The sequence below is a fragment of the Pelomicrobium sp. G1 genome (genome assembly GCF_051905455.1).
Taxonomy (GTDB): Bacteria; Pseudomonadota; Gammaproteobacteria; order Burkholderiales; family UBA6910; genus Pelomicrobium.
Map to the genome: position 1 here is coordinate 129,218 of NZ_JBQACR010000003.1, position 21,628 is coordinate 150,845.

General features: G+C 67.6%; 21 protein-coding genes and 1 pseudogene. 14 read left to right on the plus strand and 8 right to left on the minus strand.

Annotated features, from left to right (window positions below; genetic code table 11):
- Nucleotides 1–347: 347 nt before the first annotated feature.
- The 12 genes and pseudogenes from ACTFO6_RS04295 to ACTFO6_RS04350 all read left to right on the plus strand — a co-directional run bounded on the left by ACTFO6_RS04295 (nucleotide 348) and on the right by ACTFO6_RS04350 (nucleotide 11,469).
- Nucleotides 348–659 carry an ArsR/SmtB family transcription factor gene (locus ACTFO6_RS04295; RefSeq protein ID WP_439933210.1) on the plus strand — a complete coding sequence of 104 codons (312 nt, stop codon included), beginning with the start codon at nucleotides 348–350 and terminating at the stop codon, nucleotides 657–659.
- Between the two features lie 20 nt (nucleotides 660–679).
- Nucleotides 680–937 carry a YgaP family membrane protein gene (locus tag ACTFO6_RS04300; protein WP_439933406.1) on the plus strand — a complete coding sequence of 86 codons (258 nt, stop codon included), beginning with the start codon at nucleotides 680–682 and terminating at the stop codon, nucleotides 935–937.
- A 14-nt stretch (nucleotides 938–951) separates the two neighbouring features.
- Nucleotides 952–2,040 carry an efflux RND transporter periplasmic adaptor subunit gene (locus tag ACTFO6_RS04305; RefSeq protein ID WP_439933211.1) on the plus strand — a complete coding sequence of 363 codons (1,089 nt, stop codon included), beginning with the start codon at nucleotides 952–954 and terminating at the stop codon, nucleotides 2,038–2,040.
- Nucleotides 2,037–5,261 (plus strand): efflux RND transporter permease subunit, encoded by a 3,225-nt coding sequence (locus ACTFO6_RS04310; protein WP_439933212.1) that lies wholly within the window; start codon nucleotides 2,037–2,039, stop codon nucleotides 5,259–5,261. The genes ACTFO6_RS04305 and ACTFO6_RS04310 overlap by 4 nt, the downstream gene beginning before the upstream one ends.
- A gap of 17 nt (nucleotides 5,262–5,278) precedes the next feature.
- Nucleotides 5,279–5,776, plus strand: a complete 498-nt coding sequence (locus tag ACTFO6_RS04315; RefSeq protein WP_439933213.1) for an OsmC family protein — start codon at nucleotides 5,279–5,281, stop codon at nucleotides 5,774–5,776.
- Nucleotides 5,777–5,841: 65 nt separating this feature from the next.
- Complete coding sequence (locus ACTFO6_RS04320) at nucleotides 5,842–7,704, plus strand: PHA/PHB synthase family protein (protein ID WP_439933214.1); 1,863 nt, start codon at nucleotides 5,842–5,844, stop codon at nucleotides 7,702–7,704.
- A gap of 3 nt (nucleotides 7,705–7,707) precedes the next feature.
- Entirely contained in the window at nucleotides 7,708–8,385 is a 678-nt protein-coding gene (locus ACTFO6_RS04325; RefSeq protein WP_439933215.1) for a nitrate reductase, read from the plus strand.
- Entirely contained in the window at nucleotides 8,382–9,734 is a 1,353-nt protein-coding gene (locus ACTFO6_RS04330; RefSeq protein ID WP_439933216.1) for a (Fe-S)-binding protein, read from the plus strand. The genes ACTFO6_RS04325 and ACTFO6_RS04330 overlap by 4 nt, the downstream gene beginning before the upstream one ends.
- 287 nt (nucleotides 9,735–10,021) lie before the next feature.
- Nucleotides 10,022–10,075 (plus strand): annotated as a pseudogene (locus ACTFO6_RS04335) (hypothetical protein); the annotation flags it as partial.
- 101 nt (nucleotides 10,076–10,176) lie between these two features.
- Nucleotides 10,177–10,440 carry a universal stress protein gene (locus ACTFO6_RS04340; RefSeq protein ID WP_439933217.1) on the plus strand — a complete coding sequence of 88 codons (264 nt, stop codon included), beginning with the start codon at nucleotides 10,177–10,179 and terminating at the stop codon, nucleotides 10,438–10,440.
- Between the two features lie 52 nt (nucleotides 10,441–10,492).
- Nucleotides 10,493–10,726: a hypothetical protein gene (locus ACTFO6_RS04345; RefSeq protein WP_439933218.1), complete on the plus strand. Its 234-nt coding sequence runs from the start codon at nucleotides 10,493–10,495 to the stop codon at nucleotides 10,724–10,726.
- Nucleotides 10,727–10,803: 77 nt separating this feature from the next.
- The gene (locus tag ACTFO6_RS04350) at nucleotides 10,804–11,469 is read left to right on the plus strand and encodes an SRPBCC family protein (RefSeq protein WP_439933219.1); all 666 of its coding nucleotides are present in this window, start codon (nucleotides 10,804–10,806) and stop codon (nucleotides 11,467–11,469) included.
- Between the two features lie 256 nt (nucleotides 11,470–11,725).
- Here ACTFO6_RS04350 and ACTFO6_RS04355 read toward each other — a convergent pair whose 3' ends face one another.
- The 8 genes from ACTFO6_RS04355 to ACTFO6_RS04390 form a co-directional block, all read right to left on the minus strand.
- A complete protein-coding gene (locus ACTFO6_RS04355) occupies nucleotides 11,726–12,103 on the minus strand; it encodes a hypothetical protein (protein WP_439933220.1) in 378 nt (125 codons plus the stop codon).
- 11 nt (nucleotides 12,104–12,114) lie between these two features.
- Nucleotides 12,115–12,804 carry a CBS domain-containing protein gene (locus tag ACTFO6_RS04360; RefSeq protein ID WP_439933221.1) on the minus strand — a complete coding sequence of 230 codons (690 nt, stop codon included), beginning with the start codon at nucleotides 12,802–12,804 and terminating at the stop codon, nucleotides 12,115–12,117.
- 330 nt (nucleotides 12,805–13,134) lie between these two features.
- The gene (glgP, locus tag ACTFO6_RS04365; protein ID WP_439933222.1) at nucleotides 13,135–14,835 is read right to left on the minus strand and encodes an alpha-glucan family phosphorylase; all 1,701 of its coding nucleotides are present in this window, start codon (nucleotides 14,833–14,835) and stop codon (nucleotides 13,135–13,137) included.
- 45 nt (nucleotides 14,836–14,880) lie between these two features.
- Complete coding sequence (locus ACTFO6_RS04370) at nucleotides 14,881–15,714, minus strand: formate/nitrite transporter family protein (RefSeq protein ID WP_439933223.1); 834 nt, start codon at nucleotides 15,712–15,714, stop codon at nucleotides 14,881–14,883.
- Between the two features lie 278 nt (nucleotides 15,715–15,992).
- Nucleotides 15,993–16,910, minus strand: coding sequence for a helix-turn-helix domain-containing protein (locus ACTFO6_RS04375; RefSeq protein ID WP_439933224.1), 918 nt, complete (start codon nucleotides 16,908–16,910; stop codon nucleotides 15,993–15,995).
- Nucleotides 16,911–16,969: 59 nt separating this feature from the next.
- A complete protein-coding gene (locus tag ACTFO6_RS04380; RefSeq protein ID WP_439933225.1) occupies nucleotides 16,970–17,347 on the minus strand; it encodes a response regulator in 378 nt (125 codons plus the stop codon).
- A gap of 165 nt (nucleotides 17,348–17,512) precedes the next feature.
- Nucleotides 17,513–18,157: a response regulator gene (locus tag ACTFO6_RS04385; RefSeq protein WP_439933226.1), complete on the minus strand. Its 645-nt coding sequence runs from the start codon at nucleotides 18,155–18,157 to the stop codon at nucleotides 17,513–17,515.
- Nucleotides 18,154–20,235, minus strand: a complete 2,082-nt coding sequence (locus ACTFO6_RS04390) for a PAS domain S-box protein (RefSeq protein ID WP_439933227.1) — start codon at nucleotides 20,233–20,235, stop codon at nucleotides 18,154–18,156. The genes ACTFO6_RS04385 and ACTFO6_RS04390 overlap by 4 nt, the downstream gene beginning before the upstream one ends.
- A 220-nt stretch (nucleotides 20,236–20,455) precedes the next feature.
- Here ACTFO6_RS04390 and ACTFO6_RS04395 point away from each other — a divergent pair, with 220 nt between their 5' ends.
- Together ACTFO6_RS04395 and ACTFO6_RS04400 are read left to right on the plus strand one after the other, a co-directional pair.
- Entirely contained in the window at nucleotides 20,456–20,953 is a 498-nt protein-coding gene (locus ACTFO6_RS04395; protein ID WP_439933228.1) for a CBS domain-containing protein, read from the plus strand.
- Nucleotides 20,950–21,600, plus strand: coding sequence for a phosphoribosyltransferase (locus ACTFO6_RS04400; protein ID WP_439933229.1), 651 nt, complete (start codon nucleotides 20,950–20,952; stop codon nucleotides 21,598–21,600). The genes ACTFO6_RS04395 and ACTFO6_RS04400 overlap by 4 nt, the downstream gene beginning before the upstream one ends.
- Nucleotides 21,601–21,628: the final 28 nt, after the last annotated feature.

Here is a 21,628-nt window from a genome sequence, read left to right on the forward strand (position 1 = left end):
TTCCCTGTTTCTCGAAGAAGGTAATACTCGTAAGGCTCGGTCCAGGATCTGCCGCGCGCCGCTCGAGCGGCGGTACCCCTTTCTTCGGGACCTGGGTATGCGCGGTCCCACGACAGCCGATCGACACCGCGCGGCCCGGTTTGCGCCGGATGTGAAAGAAGGCTCGAGTAGAGTGGGCAATGGTCATGCGAGCGTTGCCTGGGGCGGTCAAGGTGCGCCTTCGGCACATGTCCCTTGCGATCCGGGACAAGAGGTATTATATTAGTAAAAGCTAAATTAGCAAGAGGTAAAATAAGGTGAGCCAGGTTTTGGATCGGTCCAGCGCTCGTCTACCGGAGGCAGACGAGATGGCCCGGCACGCCGACGATGCAGCGGCCTTGCTCAAGAGTCTGGCCAATCCGCACCGGCTGCTGATTCTGTGCGTGCTGGGGGAGGGGGAGCAATCGGTGGGCGAGCTCAACGAGCGAATTGCGCTGTCCCAATCGGCCTTGTCCCAGCACCTCGCCGTACTGCGCGAGGAGGGGCTGATAGCCGCCAGACGCGAAGCCCAGACCATTTATTATTCGGTGCGCCCCGGCCCTGCGTTGGATATCATCCGCGTGCTGCACGGCCATTACTGCACCGTTCCACGATCCCGATCCCGAAAGAAAGGTGTTTGACCATGGAAAAGCGAGCCGCCATGACCCCGCATCCCGAGACCTTAGATGCCGCTGGCAGCAACGTGGACAAGCTGGTGTTCCGATTCGCCGGACTATTCATCCTGGTCTCGCTCGCGCTGTCCCAGGTGCACAGCATCCACTGGCTGTGGTTGACCGCTTTTGTGGGCGCCAACATGCTGCAGGCGTCATTCACCGGCTTCTGTCCCCTGGCGATGTTGCTCGCCAAGCTGGGCGTCAAGCCCGGCGCGGCCTTCTGCCCGGCGAAGCGCCCTGCCTGACCCGGAGGACCCTCGTGACGATTCCCCGCGCCGCATGGCTGCTGCTGGCGGCAGTTTCCTTCACGGCCTGCTCGGAGGCGCCTGCGCCCGCGGACAGGCCCCCGGTCGCCGCCGCGACCTCCCTGGAGACGGTCACCCTGGAGCCTGCGCGCGTCCCGCGGGAGACCGTGTTCGACGGCGTGGTGGAGGCGGTCAACCAGGCGACGGTGTCGGCCCAGACCAGCGGGCGAGTGGTGGAGCTGCCCTTCGACGTGGGCGACTACGTGGAGAAGGGGGAAGTCATCGTGCGGCTGCGGGACACCGAGCAGCGGGCGCGCCTGACCAACGCCCAGGCCGCCCTGGCGGAAGCCGAAGCGCGCCTGGCCGAGGCCCAGCGGACCTACGAGCGCATCAAGGATCTGTACGACAAGCGGTTCATCGCCAAGGCCCAGTTCGACCGGGCGGAAGCGGAGCTGCGTTCCGCCCAGGCGCGGGTGACGGCGGCCGAGGCCGCGATCAGGGAAGCCCGGGAAGGCCTGGACTACACGGTGGTGCGGGCGCCCTATAGTGGCATCGTGGTGCGCCGCGACGTCAAGCTGGGCGAGTCCGTGGCCCCCGGCCAGCCCCTTATGACCGGCCTGTCCCTGGAGCACCTGCGGGTGGTGGTAGACGTGCCGCAACAGCACATCGGTCCCCTGCGCAGGCACCGCAAGGCGCGTGCGATCCTGCCCGGGGGCAAAAGCGTGGAGGTCACCGGGCTGCGCATCCCGCCGGCGGCCGATCCCGCCACCCACACTTTCCGGGTGCTGGCGACCCTGCCGGCGGGCGAGCAGGGCGCCAACGGCAGCGTGCTCCCGGGCACCCTGGTGAAGGTGGCCTTCGTGAGCGGGGAGGAGGAGCGGCTGCTGCTGCCGCCCCAGGCCATCGTCCGCCGCAGCGAAGTGACGGCGGTGTACGTGGTCGATGCGGAGGGTCGGGTCGCCTTCCGTTACGTGCGCGTCGGCACGCCGGCCGGCGACGGGCGCGTGCCGGTGCTGGCGGGCCTCGAGCCCGGAGAGAAGGTGGCCATCGATCCCATCGCCGCCGGTATCGCCTACAAGCGCCAGCACGGGGGCGCGGCATGACGGACGGGCCCCGGCTGGGCATTTCGGGCCGCATCGCCCGGCAGTTTCTCACCACCGAGATCACCCCGCTTCTCGCCTTGACCGGCCTGCTCATGGGGCTCTTTGCGGTGCTGGTGACGCCGCGGGAGGAAGAACCCCAGATCAACGTCACTTTCGCCAACGTCTTCATCCCTTATCCCGGCGCCTCGGCCCGGGAGGTGGAATCCCTGGTGACCACGCCGGCCGAGCAGGTGGTCTCCGAGATCGAAGGCGTGGAGCACGTGTACTCGGCCTCCATGCCGGGGCTCGCGGTGCTCACCGTGCGCTTCGAGGTGGGCGAGCCGCGCACCGACGCCCTCGTGCGGCTGTACAACGCCTTTTATTCCAACCAGGACTGGCTGCCGCCGGGGGTCGGGGTCGGCCCGCCCCTCATCAAGCCCAAGGGCATCGACGACGTGCCGATTCTCGCCGCCACCCTGTGGAGCGAGGACCCGGCCATCGGCGCGAACGAGCTGCTGCGCGTCGCCCATGCCGTACAGTCCGAGCTGCAGCGGGTGCCAGGCACCCGGGACATCGACGTGATCGGCGGCCCGGACCGGGTGGTACGGGTGCGCTTCGACCCGCGGCGGCTCGCCGCCTACGGCCTGTCCCTGGACGATCTGCGCCGGGCCCTGGGCACGGCCAACGCCTCCCGGGACGCGGGCTCCCGGGTGGAGGATGGCCGGGAACTCCTGGTACAGGCCGGCACCTTCCTCAGCACACCCGAGGAAGTGGCGGACCTGGTGGTGGGCTTGCACCAGGGGGCGCCGGTGTTCCTGCGGGACGTGGCGCAAGTCGCCCTCGGACCCGACGAGCCGGAGCGCTACGTCACCTTCGGCGTGGGCCCGGCAGCCGGTTCCAAGGGGCTGCCGCCCACCGGCCACCATCCGGCGGTCACCATCGCCGTCTCCAAGAAACCGGGCGAAAACGCGGTGACCGTAGCCGAAGCCCTGATTCAGCGCTTCGAGCAGTTGAAGGGCATCTACTTTCCCGACGGCGTGCGCTCGACCATCACCCGCAACTACGGGGAGACCGCCTCCGACAAGGCGCGGACCCTGATCCAGAAGCTCGTCTTCGCCACCGTCTCGGTGGTGGTGCTGGTGCTCATCGCCCTGGGTCGGCGCGAGGCGATGGTGGTGGGCGCGGCGGTCATCGTCACCCTGGCGATCACCCTGTTCGCCTCCTGGGCCTGGGGTTTCACCCTCAACCGGGTGTCCCTGTTCGCCCTGATCTTCTCCATCGGCATCCTGGTGGACGACGCCATCGTCGTCGTGGAGAACATCCACCGCCACATGGTCCAGGGAGGAAGATCGCTCACCGAGGCGATCCCCCTCGCGGTGGACGAGGTGGGCGGGCCCACCATCCTCGCCACCTTCACCGTCATCGCCGCGTTACTCCCCATGGCCTTCGTCACCGGCCTGATGGGTCCCTACATGCGGCCCATTCCCATCAACGCCTCCACCGGCATGCTGATCTCCCTGGCGGTGGCGTTCATGTTCACCCCCTGGCTCTACCGGCGGCTGTTCCTCAAGGCGCAGGCCCACGGCCCGGCCCCCGGGGAAGAGCGCGCCGCGCGGCTGCTCCAGGCCTTCTTCGCCCGCGTCATGACCCCCTTCCTGCGCCGGCAGGCGGGCCGCCGCAATCGCTGGCTGCTGCTGGCGGCGCTGCTCGTTCTGATCGCGGGCTCCCTTTCCCTGGTGGGCCTGCAGGCGGTCATCATGAAGATGCTGCCCTTCGACAACAAGAGCGAGTTCCAGGTGCTGGTGGACATGCCGGAAGGCACCCCGGTGGAGGAGACCCAGCGGGTGTTGGACGCCCTCGCCGCCCATTTGCGCGGGGTCCCGGAAGTGACCGACTACCAGATCTACGCCGGCTCATCCGCCCCGATCAACTTCAACGGACTGGTGCGCCAGTATTACCTGCGCAAAGCGCCCCACCAGGGCGACATCCAGGTCAACCTGGTGGACCGGCGCCACCGCGACCGGGAAAGCCACGAGATCGCCGCCGCCGTGCGCGAACCCCTGCAGCAGATCGGCCGGGCGTTCGGCGCCACGGTGCGCATCGTCGAGGTGCCGCCGGGTCCGCCGGTTCTCGCCCCCCTGGTGGCGGAGATCTACGGGCTCGACTACGCGCGGCAACTGGACGTGGCGCGCCAGGTGCGGGCCGTGTTCGAAGCGACCCCCGACGTGGTGGACGTGGACGACACGCTGGAGGCGCCCCAGTCGAAGCTGGTGGTGGCGGTGGATCGGGCCCGCGCCGCCAGGCTGGGGGTCACCCAGGACAGCGTGGCCGCGGCGGTCAGCGCGGCGATCCGCGGCGAGGACATTTCCTATCTGCACAGCGAGCACGCCCGGGTGCCCGTTCCCGTGCGCCTGGAGCTGGACCCCGGCGACAAGGCCGACGGGGAAGCGCTCGGAGCATTGCGCGTGCGCTCGCAAAGCGGGGCGCTGGTCCCCTTGTCGGAGATCGCCGAGATCCGGGAAAGCGAGCGGGAGCAAACCATCCACCACAAGGACCTGCTGCCCGTGGTCTACGTCACCGGGGACGTGGCCGGCCGCACCGACAGCCCCATGTACGGGCTGCGGGCCATCGCAGCACGCCTTGCCGAAACCCCCATCGACGGGGCGCCGATCAGGCAGTTCCTGATCCGCCAGCCGGAGAATCCCTACGAATGGAGCATGAAGTGGGACGGAGAGTGGCAGGTAACCTACGAGACCTTCCGCGATATGGGGATCGCCTATTCGGTGGGGCTGATCCTCATCTACCTGCTGGTGGTGGCCCAGTTCCGCTCCTACGGGGTGCCCCTCATCATCATGGCGCCGATCCCCCTCACCCTGATCGGCATCATGCCCGGGCACGCGCTCCTGGGGCAGCAGTTCACCGCCCCGTCCATGATCGGCATGATCGCGCTCGCCGGCATCATCGTGCGCAACTCCATCCTCCTGGTGGACTTCATCCAGCAGGAAGTGGCCGCCGGCAAGCCCCTGCAGGAGGCCACCCTCTCGGCCGCCGCGGTGCGGGCACGCCCCATCGCTCTGACGGCCCTGGCCGCCATGCTCGGTGCCCTCTTCATCCTGGACGATCCGATCTTCGGCGGACTCGCCGTGTCCCTGATCTTCGGCATCTTCGTGTCGACGATCCTCACCCTCTTGGTCATCCCGGTGGTGTTCTACCACTACCACTGGCGCAAATTCCCCGATTGAGCGACAGGAGAGCGGACATGCCCGAGCAGATGTCCTTCACCATTTACCTGGAGCAGGAGCAGGACTACCGATTCCGCGTCGATTTCGGCGGGCTCGACGTACCCAGCCTGCTGGTGGACGAACCCGAGCCGTTGGGAGAAGGAAAGGGGCCGAACGCCGCCCGCCTGCTGGCTGCGGCGGTGGCCCACTGCCTGAGCGCGAGCCTGCTATTTTGCATGCGCAAGTTCAAGCAAAACCCGGGCAAGCTGCGCACCGACGTGACCGCCACCCTGGTGCGTAACGAGCGCGGGCGGCTGCGCATCGGGCGCATCGATGCGGCCATTCGCCTGGGCGACGCCGTCGAGCGCATTGCCCACTTCGACCGCTGCCTCGAGCAGTTCGAGGATTTTTGCGTGGTGACCGGCAGCGTCCGGCAGGGCATACCGGTGGGCGTGCGGGTGATGGACGGTGAGGGCAGGGAGGTCTACGCCGCCAAGGCGCGAGCGCAGACCCACGATGCGATCGGGGGTCTTTGATATAGGTCAAAACGGCGACTGGGCCGCCGGGAGACAATGGTGCCATCACCCTTCGAGGAAAAACGATGGGACACGGCAGAACGGCGAAGGAAAAAGCGCCGGGCGATGCCGCGAAAGCGGGCCTTGAGATCGGGTCGAGCGGAGGCCATCCGTCTACGCCCGCCCCGCCGCCGCGCCGCGACCTGGAGCGGGATTCCTACGCCGCCACCGCCCTGGGCGAGGTGATCGACCGGTCGCTCCATGCCACCCTGGCGCGTTTCACGGCGGGCATTTCCCCGGCTGCCCTGGCCGGCGCCTACCTGGACTGGGCCGCCCACCTGGCCACGAGCCCGGGCAAGCAGTTGAACCTCCTCGACAAGGCCTTCCGCAAGGCCGTGCGGCTCGCCAATTACGCCGGCCGCTGCATGCTGCAGGGAGGCAGCGCCGAGCCCTGCATCGAGCCCCTGCCCCAGGACCGGCGCTTCCTCGGGGAAGCCTGGCAGCGCTGGCCCTACAACCTCATCTATCAGGGCTTTCTCCTCGGCCAGCAGTGGTGGCACAACGCCACCACGGGCGTGCGCGGGGTGACCCGGCAGCACGAGCGCGTGGTCGAGTTCGTGACGCGCCAGATCCTGGACACCTTCTCGCCCTCCAACTTCCTTCCCACCAACCCGGAGCTGCTGGAGCACACGATGCGGCAGGGCGGGATGAACCTGGTACGCGGGGCCCAGAACTTCGCCGAGGACTGGGAGCGCGCCCTGGGCGGCAAGAAGCCCGTGGGCGCCGAGCGGTTCGAGGTCGGCCGCAACCTGGCCGTGACCCCGGGCAAGGTAATCTATCGCAACCGGCTGATCGAGCTGATCCAGTACGCGCCGGCGACGGAGCGGGTGCGGCCGGAGCCGATCCTGATCGTACCGGCCTGGATCATGAAGTACTACATCCTGGACCTGTCCCCGTCCAACTCCCTGGTTCGATACCTGACGGAACAAGGCTTCACCGTGTTCATGATCTCCTGGAAGAACCCGGGGCCCGAGGACCGGGACCTGGGCATGGAAGACTACCGCAGGCTCGGCCTGATGGCGGCTCTCGACGCCGTGACGGCGGTCGTGCCGGGGGCGCCGGTGCACGCGGTGGGCTATTGCCTCGGCGGCACGCTGCTCGCCATCGGTGCCGCCGCCATGGCCCGGGACGGGGACGAACGGTTGAAATCGATCACCCTGTTCGCCGCCCAGACGGATTTCGAGGAAGCCGGCGAGCTGATGCTGTTCATCAACGAAAGCCAGGTCACGTTCCTCGAGGACATGATGTGGGAGCAGGGCTTCCTCGACGCCAAGCAGATGGCCGGCGCCTTCCAGCTCCTACGCTCCAACGATCTCGTCTGGTCGCGCATGCTCCGGGAATACCTCATGGGCGAGCGCACCCCCATGACCGATCTCATGGCCTGGAACGCGGACGCGACCCGCATGCCCTACCGCATGCATTCCGAGTACCTGCGCCACCTGTTCCTCGACAACGACCTGGCCGAGGGCCGCTACCGGGTCGAGGGCCGGCCAGTCGCCCTCACGGACATCCGGGCGCCGATCTTCGCGGTCGGCACGGTGCGGGACCACGTCGCGCCGTGGCGCTCCGTGTACAAGATCCACCTGCTGAGCGACACCGAAGTCACGTTCCTGCTCACCACCGGCGGCCACAACGCGGGCATCGTCTCCGAGCCCGGTCGCAAGGGGCGAAGCTACCAGGTGCTCACCAAGTCCAAGGACGACCGCTATTCGGACCCGGATGCCTGGCTTACCATCGCGCCGCGCAAGGAGGGCTCCTGGTGGCCGGAGTGGGTCGCCTGGCTCGTGGCGCGCTCGGGCGATCCGGTGGCCCCGCCGCCCATGGGGGCGCCCGCCGCCGGCTACCCGCCCCTCTGGGACGCCCCCGGAACCTACGTGCTGCAGGCCTGAACCATGGAACTGCTCGAATTCGCCCGCGGTCCGGGACTCGCTCTGGCTCTGGCCCTGTTCCTGGGCGGCACCGCCTGGCGGCTCATCGGCCTCCTGCGCTTTCCGGTCAAGCCGGACTATTCGCAGCCCCGCAGCGCCGCCACGGGGCGCGGCGCGCTGCGGGCCATCGTCTCGCGCATGGTTCCCCACGCGGCGTTCCGCGAGCGGACCCTGGCTTCGATGGTCCACGCCTACGGGTATCACCTGGGTCTCGCCATCGTCTTCTTCGGCTACGGGCCCCACATCGCCTTCATCCGGCGCCTGACCGGACTTTCCTGGCCCGCGGTGCCCGGGTGGCTCTTCGCCCTCGCGGTGGCGTTCACCTTCGTCGGGCTGTTCTACGCCCTCTTCGTGCGGCTTTCCTCGCCCGTGCTGCACCTGCTCTCCACCTTCGACGACTACTTCAGTTGGTTCGTGACCCTGCTCCCCATGCTGACCGGCATGGCCCTCATCAGCCTGCCCATCGAGACCGGAGTCTATCCCGCTTCCCCGGCCAATCCGCTGTGGGTGGCGATTCATCTCCTGTCCCTGGAGTTGCTGCTCGCGTGGCTGCCGTTCGGCAAGCTCGCGCACGCCTTTCTCGTGTTCTTCTCCCGGGGCGCGACGGGGGCGGCCTTCGCCCGCAGGGGAGCCGAGCTATGAGCGACGCCAACGCCAAGCACCCCATCGATCTGGACTCGCCGCGCTTTTCTATCAGGAAGCCGCAGACGAGGTTCGACCGGCAAGGAGACAGGACGGACGAGGATCGCCTGGCGGCGGCAAGGCGGGCTTTCGCCCGGGATTTCGGGCGCACCGCGGCGATTTACCTGGAATCGTGCATCCGCTGCGGTCAATGCGCCGAAGCGTGCCATTTCCACGTGGCGACCGGCGATCCCCGCTATACCCCCATCTGGAAGCTCGAGCCCTTCCGGCGGATCTACCGGCGGGAGATGGGGCCCTTTGCGTGGTTCTACCGCGCGCTCCGCCTCGAGCCCAAAGTCACCGCCGCCCAGTTGGAGGAATGGCAGGAATTGATCTACGACGCCTGCACCCTGTGCGGGCGCTGCACCATGATCTGCCCCATGGGCATCGACATCGCCGGCCTGGTGGCACTGGCGCGCCACGCCATGTTCGAGGCGGGCTTGGTGCCCCACGAATTGTGGGCGGTGGCGGAGCGGGCGGAGCGGGAAGGAAGCCCCCTCGGCGCGACGCCCAAGGTGCTCAAGGAGCGGATCGCCTGGCTCGCCGAGGAGCACGAGATCGATATCCCCCTCGACCGGGAACGGGCGGACGTCCTGGTGACGCTTTCCTCCATCGAGATCATGAAATATCCCCAGTCGATCGTGGCCCTCGCCAAGGTGCTGAACCGCCTCGGGGAGTCCTGGACCCTGTCCACTCGCGGGTACGAGGCCACCAATTTCGGCATGCTTTCGGGAAACACGGCCTGGCAAAGGGACATGAGCATGAAGCTCATCGAGGCCGCGCTCGCGTGCGGGGCCAAGACGTTGATCCTGCCTGAGTGCGGCCACGCCTACGGGGCGATGCGCTGGGAGGGCGCCAACGTGTACGGGCAGCCGCTGCCCTTCCAGGTGCTGCACATCTCCGAATACCTAGCCGCGGCGGTGCGGGAGGGCCGCCTCAGGCTCAAGCTCCTGGGCAAATCGATCACCTTCCACGATCCTTGCCAGGTCTCCCGCCGCGGCGGCGCCACGGAGGCGCCCCGGGAGGTGCTGCGCGCCCTGGGGGCGGAGCTGCGGGAAACCCAGGACAGCGGCGCGCTCAACTGGTGCTGCGGCGGCGGAGGAGGCGTGGTCACCATCCACCGGGCCGACCCCCTGCGCTACCGGGCCTTCGAGATCAAAATGGCCCAGATCGACGCCCAGGACCCGGAGGTCCTGGCGACCTCCTGCAGCAACTGCCGCCAGACCTTCGACGACGGCCGGGCCCATTTCCGCTGGAACCGCAAAATGGGCAGCCTGCTGGAGCTGGTGGCCGAGCGATTGGCGGATTAGAACCCATCTCGAAATCGCTTCCCCGGTAGGGCGCGCTTCAGCGCACCGCTCGGGGGTCGCCTCGCCCCGGGGGCGGTGCGTTTCTCATCCGCTCAACGCACCCTACGAATCGGAGAAATGCATTGATCCTGCGCCTGGACAACTCGAGGAGCGACAGCCGGGGCTTGCCGGCAGCCTTGGCCTTTGATTTACGTCAAAGCCAAGGGCTGAGGGCGAGTTCATGATGGATCGAGTTCGCCACCCGAGAGCCGGCGGCGGGAATAGAAGGGGGAACCATGTACAAGCAAATGCTGGTGCCGGTGGACGGCAGCGTGCCCTCCAACCGGGCCCTCGAGGAGGCGCTGAAGCTCGCCAAGGAGCAGGGCGCCCGGGTGCGCCTGGCCCACGTGCAGAGCCGCTCCACAACCTGGCGATCGAGGGCTACGGCGATCTGGACGGGGCGGTGCGGGCCGAAGCCGAGCGGGTGCTGGCGGAGGCCGCTGCCCGGGCGCAGGCGGCGGGCGTGGAGGCGAGCACGACCCTCATCGAAGCCGGCGGGCGGCGCGTCGCCGCGGCCATCACGGACGAGGCGGCCCGCTGGGGCGCCGACCTCATCGTCATGGGGACCCATGGCCACCGGGGCTTCGAGCACCTGGTGCTGGGCAGCGTGGCGGAAGGGGTGATGCGGCGCGCCACGGTGCCGGTGCTGCTGGTGCGCGCCCGCTGATCTCCCGCCCCGGCGGGCCCCAAACCCTGGATAGCAACGGAGACCATCCACCATGATCGACCCGGCTGCCCAACGCGCCCGCCAACCCCGCAGCTACACGGTGATCGTGAAACTCAAGTCCAAAGGCGGCAGCGTCCCGGACACCGTCATGGCCTACGCGACGCTCGCCGCCAGCGCCGCCGAAGCCGAGCAGATGGTGATGGCGCGGCACCACAAGGACTGGGAGGCCCATTATCTGTTCGACGGCGTCGAGGCGGCCTTCCCCACGCAAGAGGAAGCGATATAGCGGGCCGCGTTTAGCGGCGAAGGTTCGGATTCTCGACAACGCCGGGGTCGACGTAGCCCCCGGCGCGGGAAGCGCTCATGACCGTGCACAGCGAGCGGCGCCTGTTCCCCGTCGCGGCCGAACGGCTCTACGAGCTGGTGGCCGACGTGGAGCGCTATCCCGAGTTCGTCCCCGGCTGGCGCAACGCCCGCGTGCTCGAGCGCACGGGCAACGAGGCATGGGTGGAGCAGACCCTCGGCCTCGCCGGATTCCAGATGCGGTTCACTTCGAGAGCGTTCTTCGACCCGCCCGGGCGCCTCCGGATCCGCGCGGAGGACGGCCCGTTTCGCCGGCTGGCGATCGACTGGCGGTTTGAGCCAGTGGAGGGGGGCTGCCGCGTGGAGCTGCGGGTCGATTTCGAGCCTGGTTCGTTTCTTCTCGACCGGACGGCCCGCGCCCTGCTCGGCCCGATGGGCCGGCGCGTGATGGAGGCGTTCGAAGCCCGGGCGCGCTGGGTCTACTTGCTGACCGGTCTCGGGGCCTATCTATGGCTGACGGGGGTGGTGGTCGCGGGCCTGTTGCCCCCGGCAGCTTTGCTCGGCCTTGCCGCCACGCCCCTCACCGCCTTGGCAGGACGCGACTTGCTGCGTCATGCCTTCGAGCCGGGCAGGCTGCAGCCGGCGATCGAGCGCACCATCGCCGTCGCCTCCCTCCACGGTGCGCTTCTCGCCGCGGGGCTGGTGCTGGGACGCCTCCTGGGTTGAGCGGGCCTGCCTCCCCTCAATCGCAACCCATCCCCCTCCCGGCCTCCCCCTTGAAGGGGGGGGATGACATGGGCATGCCAGGCCGCGGGCAGGCTGGGGTGGGGATGGGTTTCCTCCCCTTCAAGGGGAGGGTTAGGGTGGGGATGGGTTTCGAGTCGTAGGCGCGCTGCGCCGTTCGGTGCGTTTCGCCTGCCTGCCGCGACCGGTGCGGCGCAGGCAGGCTGCGCTGCACGCACCCTACGACTGCCTCGGAAGCTCAACGCCGGCGCACCTCGACCGAGCCCACGGTTCGCTTCGAAGACCCACCGCCCGGCGGCGCCCCTTCCTGTTCCTGGGGTCGGGCACCAGCACCCGTGGCCTGAACGTCTTGGGCGGCCGCCGGTTGTTCGGTCTTGAGCCGGGCCAGGGCGTGGCGCGCCTCCGCCTCGAGCTTGAAGGGGCCCCGGAACACCGCCTCCTCGTTGAAACGCCGCGGTTGCCGTCCCGGCGCCGGGGGCCAGCTCACGACGTACCAGCCCTCTGGGAGGGATTGCCCGTCGCGCCGCCAGTACACGTGCTCGCGTCCTCCCGCGTCCACCAGCCGGCATTCGCTGGTGACGCGAACCACTTCATAGTCTTCGTAACCGGTTCCCATGGCGGTCATGCTCATTCATAGCCCATCGCGCGGCGCGGCAGAACCTTGATTTCGTCTTTCACTTGCTTCACTCCCGGCACCCGCTCCGCCGCGACCCGGATCGCGTCCTTTACTTCCCCGGAGGCAGCGACCCCCCACAGGTGGACTACGCCCTCGGAAACCACCGCGTTGACGAAGACGGTCCCGGCCCCCACGGACTGCACAGCCTTGAGCACCTCTTCCCTCAGCGTTCTATCGTCTGCCGAAACCTGTTTCTCGGGCGGCTGCGCCACGAGCGCCTGGAGCAGGTTGGCCCGGCTGACGATGCCCACAACTTTGCCGTCGCGCACCACCGGGACGCGCTTGATGCGGTGCTTTTCCAGCAGCGCCGCGATCTCCTGGAGCGACGCGTCTTCTCCGACGGTGATCACGTCGCGGGTCATGACGTCCCGGGCGTGAAGACCGTGGGACTTGACGTATTCCCGGGCCTCCTCCCGCAGATCGCTGAACAAGGCGAGCCACCAGGACGGGCGGCGCTGGGTGCCCGATTCGGGCCGGCGCATGAGGTCCCCCTCGCTCACGATACCCAGCAGCCGCTCCTTCTCGTCCACCACGGGCACGGCGCTGATGCCGCGCTCCAGCAGCAGCCGGGCGATCTCGGAAACCTTGGTCTCGGGCTTTACCGTCACCACGGGGGTGGTCATCACGTCCTTGGCTTGCATGCTCGTTTTCTCCTTCCAACGCCGTCGCCGGTCCTGTTGAGCCTTCGGTAAGCGGTTGACAAACCATTTACCGCCATCCATTTCACCTCGCCCCATGGGAGAGGGGCATCCCCCTTCTTTTCCTCCTCCTCCAGCGGGGGAGGGGGACTGTCCAGTCCCTCTCTCCCTCCGGGAGAGAGGGAAGGAGAGAGGGCGGGTGAGGGCAAGCGTCGTCAAGCATTTTTACGACGCGCAACAAGACGCCGGGCGCCCCTTCACTATAGACCATTCTCCCGGATTCGGCTGAATCCATTTTGATCTAGCTCAAACAATTCGAAACGACATGGAAAGCTAACGCATGTACGCCTCGGTCGCGTAGCGGCGCATCATGCGGTGGCTGTTGAAGTAGGACGCGTTCTTGCAGATGGCGCCCTTCATCACGGCGATCCAGCCGGACGGGTCGCTGGCGGATGCGTCGTACAGCGGTAGCACCACCTGCTCCAGCTTGCGATAGAGGGACGCCGCGTCGCTTTCCGCGGCCGCTTGCGCCCCGTCCCCGATGGCCCACCCCGTGACGCCCTCGATGCAGCCCTCGATCCACCACCCGTCCAGGACGGAAAGATGGGGCACGCCGTTGAACGCGGCTTTCATGCCGCTGGTGCCGGAGGCTTCCAGGGGCGGGAGCGGCGTATTGAGCCACACGTCGCAGCCGGAGACCATGGCGAGCGCCGCATCCATGTCGTAGTCGGGGAGAAAGGCGATGGGAAGGATTCCGGCGAACTGCCGCATGTGGGCGTGGAGCAGCTCGATCAAGCCCTTGCCCGGCTCATCGCGAGGGTGGGCTTTCCCCGCCAGGAGGAGCTGGAAGGGCCGCTCCCGGGCGATGGCCTTCAGGCGCTCCACGTCGGTGAACAGGAGGTCGGGCCGCTTGTACGCCGTCATGCGCCGGGCGTAGCCGATGATCGGCTGTTCGGGCAGGAAGGCGATTCCCGCAGACGCTTTCACTTTCTCGATGAGCCGGGTCTTGGCCTGGCGATGGGCGTCCCAGATCGCCGCGTCCGGGATCCGGTCGGCGCGCACCAGAAGCTCGGGCTCGTGGCACCAGCCGGGAAGATGGGCGTCGTAAAGCCGCCGGAAGCTTTCGCAGGTCCAGGTGTAGGGGTGCACGCCGTTGGTCACCGCGTGCACCCGATAGCCCGGATACATCCGGCGGGACACTTCGGCATGGCGCTTGGCCACGCCGTTCACGTACTCGGAAAGGCTCAGGGCGAGGCGCGTCATGTTGAGTTCGTCTCTGCCCGCCAGGGACTTGAGCGTCTCCAGGTCGATGAACTCCCCCAGCACTCGCCGCACCAGGTCGTAGGAGAAGCGATCATGGCCCGCCTCCACCGGGGTGTGGGTGGTGAAGTTGCACAGGTCCCGCACCCGCGGGATGTCGAAGGGCGGCTCCCCGGGCCGCACGTCCTCCGGAGGGTAGGCGTGGCGGCGCAGGAGCTCTAGAGCGAGAAGGGCGGAATGGCCCTCGTTCATATGGTATTGCCGCACGGTGAAGCCGAGGGCCTGGAGCAGGCGCACGCCCCCGATGCCGAGCACGATCTCCTGCTTCAGCCGGTAAGCTTGGTCCCCGCCGTACAGGAAGTGGGTGATCTCCCGGTCTTCCGGCTGGTTCTCGTCCAGGGCGGTGTCGAGGAGGATGACGGGCACTTGACCGCCCATGTGGCCTTGCACCACGTAGAGCCAGCTCCGGATCCAGACTTCTCGCCCTTCGATCCTCACTGCCACCTTGGCGTTGAGCGGGGTCGTCCAGCGCTCCGGCTCCCAGGGATCGGGCCGCTCCACTTGGCGCCCGGCGGCGTCGATCTCCTGCCGGAAGTAACCGGCGCGGCTCACCAGGGTGACACCCACCAGGGGCAGCCCCAAGTCGGCGCTCGTGCGCATGGTGTCCCCGGCCAGCACCCCCAAACCGCCGCTATAGGTGGGGATTTCGTTGCGCAGAGCTATTTCCATGGAGAAATAGGCGATGCGCGGCTCTCGAATAAAGTCGTCCAGCATCGAAAGATTCGCCTTTCGCGAAGGATGGAAGCCCAGACGCGGCCGTCAGTCCTTGGGAGCGGAAGGGCGGTAAGGGCGCCGGTAGATCAGATAGTACACGAGGGCCACCATCAGGCTCCCGCCGGCCACGTTGCCGAGGGTGACGGGCACCAGATTGCCCAGGATGCCGCTCCAGTCGAGCGGCGAGGCCGCCTCCGCGACGAATTCGTCCTGGAGCATCCAACCCAGGGCGAGGAAATACATGTTGGCGACGGAGTGCTCGAAGCCGGCCGCGACGAAAGCGGAGATCGGGAAGACGATGGCGAGCACCTTATCGGTCACGGATCGGCCCGCCATCGCTAGCCACACGGCAAGGCACACCAGCACGTTGCATAGTACGCCCTTGAAAAACGCCTCGACGAGCGGAAGATGGGCTTTCGCAGCGGCGATCTTGACCGCCTGCCGGCCGATGGCGCCTCCGGCCATCTCGGGGTGCTGGGACAGGTAGACCACCACCGCCAGGCCGGCGGCGCCGACGGCGTTAGTGACGTAGACGACGGTCCAATTGCGCAACATCTCGATCGTGGTGATCTTGCGATCGGCCCACGCCATGACCAGGAGGTTGTTGCCAGTGAAGAGTTCCGCCCCGGCTACGACGACCAGGATCAGCCCCATGGAAAAAGCGACCCCGCCTAGCACTCGCGAGGCAGCGAAAGGCAGCGAGGCGTCGGACGTCACCAAGGTGAAGTAGAGAGCGCCGAGCCCGATAAAGCCTCCGGCCAGTACGCCCAGCATGGCCATGGCGGGGAGGGGCAGCCGCGCCTTAGCCACGCCCACCGTTTCCACCTTATCGGCGATTTCCTGGGGCGAATACGCGTCGAATCCGTAAAGCTGCGTCATGCGCGGATGATCCGGGTCGAGCTCCCGGCAGATGATCGAGGAATCATCGGCCGCCTGCCGAGAAGGAGGCGAGGCAAGCGCGGTCGAGGTGTTTCACAACGCTCGGCGCGGCGACGCGACCCGGCTCCCGACGACCGGGCGCGGAGCCTCTTAGCTCTCGTCGCGGCGGCCTTTCGACTCAGGCTCTCCTTACGGCCCCGCCGGCGGCGATGCGATTACCCCATCATAAGGAGCGCCGCTACGGGTGGTCGCTTGAACGGTCATCGCCCGTCCTTCCGTCAGCATACCAGGGCCAGAGGCGCCGCGCCCGGCCCGGGCAGGAGCGGCCCGCTGCGGCCGTTGCGCAAGGCGCGGCGGGATCGTTCGGCCGACCGCCGCGGCGTCGAATCCGGGCGCGGCGAGCGCTCCGGCGGCTGCCTTTCACGGTCCAGGACGCGCCTCAGCCCCTTCACGTCGAGAATGCGCACCCGCTTCAGATTGACCTCCACCAGGCCGGCGTCGTGGAGCCTGGAGAACGTGCGGCTCACGGTCTCCAGCGTGAGCCCGAGGTAGCTACCCAGCTCCTCCCGGGTCATGCGCAGGTGGAATTCCTCCGAAGAATATCCGCGCGAGGCGTAGCGGTAGGCCAGGTTCAGGAGGAAGGCCGCCAGTCGCCCCTCCGCGGCGAACGAGCCCAGCAGCATCATGGCGGTCTGCTCCCGAACGATCTCCTCCGCCATGATCTTGTGAAAGCGCCTTTGCATGAGGGGCGAGTCGAGGAGCGCCTGCTCGAGCGCCGGGAACGAAGCGGAGCAGACCTCCCCGTCTTCCAGCGCTGTGGCGGTGTTGATATGGACCTGGGGTCCAATGCCGTTGAGCCCGAGCATCTCCCCGGCCATGTAGAAGCCTCCTACCTGCTCCCGTCCGTCGGCGTACAACATGGCGGTCTTGAAAAAGCCGCTGCGGATTGCGTACAGATTGTTGAACGGATCGCCGGACCGGAACAGGGATTCCCCCCGCCGGACCCGGCGGCGCACGTGGACCAGCGGGTGAAGACCCTGGCGAGGCTCGGCTGGCGCGTAAGCCAGCAGGCATGCGCGCCGCACGGGGCATCCTGCGCAATCCGCCTGCGCCTGGTCTCCGGGACCGGTGCCCATGCCGGTGGCGGCGCCGCCGCGATTCTTGCCTAACCGGTACAACGCGTTTGCCTTGTCCACACCCATCTCATTCTCCTTTGCGCGTTTTCGGGCAGTCCAGGGCGTTCCCGGCCGCGTGTTTATGCCTGGGGCAAGAAGCTTTTCGCGAGACTCTCCAGGACGCCCTTCACCCGATCGAAATCGATCGTCTTATCGAGAAAATAGTCGGCGCCGGCTTCCATGCACTTGCGGAAGAACTCGTCGGAGGGATAGTTCGTGAGCACGATGGTCTTGATCCCGAGGCCCTCGCGGGCGATCCCGTGCAGGACATCGATCCCGCTGCCGTGCGCCAGCATGAGATCCACGATCACCGCATCGGGGCGGGTGCGCGCGATGCCGTCGATCGCCTCCGGCGCGCTGGACGCTTCCCCCACGATTTCCACAGAGGCGATCTCTCCTAGCATGGTGGTGAGCCGCTCCCGTACCGGCGCCGAATCCTCTACGATGAAAACCTTCACCGCCCTTGTTTCCGTAACGCTCTTCGTGGGCCCATTATGCAGGTCCCCGGGAGCGCCGGGCATCGGAGGATGCTTAAAGTGCGCGCAGGAATGCGCGAAGTGCCGTAGGAAAATTCCTATAGAGGCGAATTCCCGGGGCCAGAGGCTCCGGTGCGGAGAGGACGCCTACTCTTCCGGGTCGCGGACGAGGCGGTGCTTCACTGCGTAGCGCACCAGCTCCGCGGTGCTGCCCATGTTCATTTTCTGCAGGATGCGGGCCTTGTGGGTGCTCACCGTTTTTACGCTGAGGCACAGGCGCTCGGCGATGTCGGTGACGCCGAGCCCTGAGACCAGCATCTCGAAGACGGTGAGTTCCCGATCGGAGAGCTGGGTGTGGGGAAGGCTGCTAGTCGTGGGGCTGAAGCTCATCGCCAAACGCTCGGCCATGGCTACGCTCAGGTAGGCCCCGCCCGCGGCGATCTTGCGGATCACCGCCACGAGCTGCGCTGCGTCGGTATCCTTGGTGAGGTAGCCGGACGCGCCGGCCCGCAGGGCCCTCACGGCATACTGCTCTTCCTGGTACATGCTGAGCACCAGAATCGGGAGCTTGGGTTTCTCGGCCTTGAGCTGCTTGATGAGCTCGATGCCGCTACGGCCAGGCATGGACATGTCCAGCACCAGTACGTCCCAATCCTGTTCGCGGACCTTGCGCAGCACGTCGTGGCCGTCTACCGCCTCGCCCGCCACGATCAGATCTCCGGTCTCGGCGAGGATCTGCTTGAGACCGTCGCGCACGATCGTGTGGTCGTCGGCGAGAAGCACTCGGATCATCGGGCTTCTCCCGCCGCGGCGCGGTTCAACGGAACGCTCACTTCCACGGTCGTACCTTTCCCAGGACTGGAACGCACCATGGTCTCTCCCCCCAGCGCCTGCACGCGTTCGCGCATGCCAAGAAGGCCGAAGGCCCCGCTTTTGCGTTCCTCGCCCGGCGCCATCCCCTTGCCGTTGTCCTGTACTTTGAGCACCAGCGCGCCGTTGGGGGCGGCCAGGGAGACGTTTACCCGGGAAGCGCCGGAATGGCGTGCCACGTTGGTCAAGGACTCCTGTAGGGCGCGGAACATGGCGGTGGCCAGGCGATCGTCCAGCGCCAGGGAATGCTCGTCCACGTCGAGGTCGAGCTGCGCTTTGATCCCGGTGCGGCGGGAGAAGTCCTGGACCAGCCATTCAGCCGCTGCTACTAGTCCAAGCTCGCTCAGCACCAAGGGCCGGAGTTCGGCGGATATCTGCCGGGTCGCGCGCACCGTGGCGTCGATGGTTGCCTTCATGCCGTTCAACTTCTCCAGCACCGCCAGCGAACCGGAGGAAAGCCGCGAGGCGAGCCAAGAGACATCCATGCGTAGCGCTGTCAGTTGCTGGCCGAGCTCGTCGTGCAATTCCCGGGAAATGCGCGCCCGCTCCTCCTCCCGCACGGATTCTAGCGCTGCCGTCAGCTCCCGCAGCCGGTCGTGGGATTCGCGAAGCTCCTCTTCCGCCTGCCGCCGCAGGGTGATGTCCCGCAGGACCACGGTGTAGAGCCTTCTGCCGCCTACCATTACCTGCGAGATGGAGGCGTCGATGGGAAACTCTTCTCCGCCGGCGCGCAGCCCGTACAACACGGTGGTATCGCCCATCTTTCTCGAGGTTGCGCCGGTGGCGGCAAAGCGTTCCACGTGTCGCCGATGCGCGGCGCGAAAGCGCTCTGGAATGAAGCGCTCCAATGGCGATCCGATCGCCTCCGCGGCGGGGCAGCGGAATACCTTCTCCGCCGCCGGGTTGAAGAGGACAATGCGCTGGTTTTCGTCGACGGTGATGATCGCGTCCATGGCCGACTGAACGATGCCGCTCATGCGCGCCTCGCTGTCCCTGAGGGCCCGGCCCATGGCGGCTTCCCGAGATAACTCGCGGGCGAGGAAAACGCCGGCGGCGACCAGCAGCAGCGTCACCGCCGCGGCACCGGAGGCGATCAAGGCCGCATCGCGCCGCCACTGGGCGAGCAGAGCGTCCTCGCTGCGGCATACTTCGACCACGAGGGGGAAAGGCCCGACCTCGCGCACGCCGACAAGGGTAGCGTTGGCTCCGGCAGTGCGCAGAACGTGGGTTCCCCCGATATCATTGCTCGGCTGCGCCAGGGCCAGGAACGCGGGAGAGCCGGCGTAGGAGCGGCCGATCAGCGCCTCGTCCCGTGGCTGGCGCACCAGCAAGGTGCCGTCGCGCAGGAACAGACTGACCGAGCTGTTGCGGCCCAACTCGAGATCCCGGTAGAGCGCTTCGAAATACGCTGGGTCCAGAGCCGCCGAGAACACGCCCAGGAACTCGCCGCCGGGACCGTCGATGCGCCGGCTCGCCTGGATCGTCCATTGCCCGGTGAGGCGGCTCCGGGTGGGTTTGTCGATGTACAGGCCGTAGCCTGGATTTTCCACGTGCACCTTGAAATAGTCCCGGTCGCCGGCGTAGAGCTTGGGGGTTGGAAAGGCCTGCGAGTGCAGGGACAGACGTCCCTGGGCGTCGAGAATGAAAAGCGCCCGGATCTGGGGCACGCCGCTGAGGCGGGCCTGCATCAGGGCGCGCACGGTTCCCTCCTCCATGAGCTGGGGTCGCGTCTGCCCCTCCCGCACGCGTTCGGTCGCGCCTTTGAGGATGAGGTCGACGCTCTGCAACGTCCGCGCCGTTTGCTCCGCCAGGATGCGGCTTAGGTTGGCGATCTCGCGCTCGGCGTCGGCGATCTGGCGGCTGCGCAGCTCCCCCAGGATGAGCGCGGTGCCGGCGACGATGGCGATCGCCAGCGCGAACACCGACCCCAGAACCACGCGGGTGGCCGGGATCAAGGGCGTTCGGCTGCCCGGGCCGAGAGGATCGGGGAAAACGCTCATGGGGGACAGGGCCCTCCAGGGGCGGTTCGAGCGAAGCCATTCTAACACTTCGTCTTTCTGAGTTGCCCGGGTGGAGGCTGGCCGGGCGAGCCGAATCGAGGCGTGGCGCTGAAACGTCCTTTGATGTAGGTCAATACTCTGTCCGATGGGGCGGGTATCGTTAATCGAAGCTTGGTGCGCCGGCAGCCGGCCGGATGGCCCAAAAGGGAAAGGAGAGACCATGAAAGTCGGAGATATCTGTACGCGCGAAATCGTGTCCACCGACCACACCGCCACCCTTGATCAGGCTGCCGCGCTGATGCGGGAGCACCACGTGGGGGCTTTGCTCGTCACCCAAGACACGCCGAGCGGACCCATGGCCGCGGGCGTGGTCACCGACCGGGACCTGGTGGTCCTGGCGATGGCCCGCGGGATTGCTCCCCAGCAGGCAGCGGTCGGCCAACTGGTAAGCGGCCGGCTCGTCACCGTGCGGGCGGAGGCGAGCGTCGACGACGCCATCGATGTCATGCAGAGCGCCGGCGTGCGCCGCGTCCTGGTGACGTCCGGCGACGGCCAGCTCGAAGGCATCGTCTCGCTGGACGATGTGCTGGAGGCGCTCGCCGACCAGGTGGCCGGGCTCGCCCGGGCGGTCCGGGGCGGCATCGCGCGGGAAACGGCGACGCGCGGCTTGCTGTCCTTCGAGGAAAGGCCCGTGCGGGTGCCCGTGGAGAGCGGATGATTTTCCGGGACCGGATCGACGCGGCCCGCCGGTTGGCGACGGCGCTGGCGAAATACCGCGGCGCGCGCCCCCTGGTGCTGGCGATTCCCCGCGGCGCCGTCGAGATGGGGCGCGTGCTGGCCGACGAGCTGGACGGCGAGCTGGACGTGGTGCTGGTCAGAAAGCTGGGCGCGCCGTTCAATTCCGAGTTCGCGGTAGGCGCGGTCGATGAGTCCGGCTGGACGTATGTGGCCGACTACGCGCCCCAGGCCGGGGCAGACCCGCAGTATCTCGAGGCGGAGAAACGGCGCCAGTTGCAGGTCCTGCAGGCGCGCCGGCGTAAGTACACGCCAGGGCGCGAGCCGATCGATCCGGCGGGAAGAACCGTCATCGTGGTGGACGACGGGCTCGCCACCGGCGCCACCATGATCGCGGCCCTGCACGCGGTGCGGGCGAAGAAGCCGGCCTGGCTCGTCTGCGCGGTTCCGGTGGCGGCGCGGGACAGTCTCGAAAAGGTGAGGGGCTACGCGGACGAGGTCGTGTGCCTCCACGCGCCGGAGGACTTCGGGGCCGTGAGCGCGTTCTATCTCGACTTCCCTCAGGTGGACGACGACACGGTGGCCGCGCTGCTCGCGGGACGAAGGCCTGCGCGTACGGAAGCGCTTTGAGTTCAACACGGATGCCCCGCGAAATCTT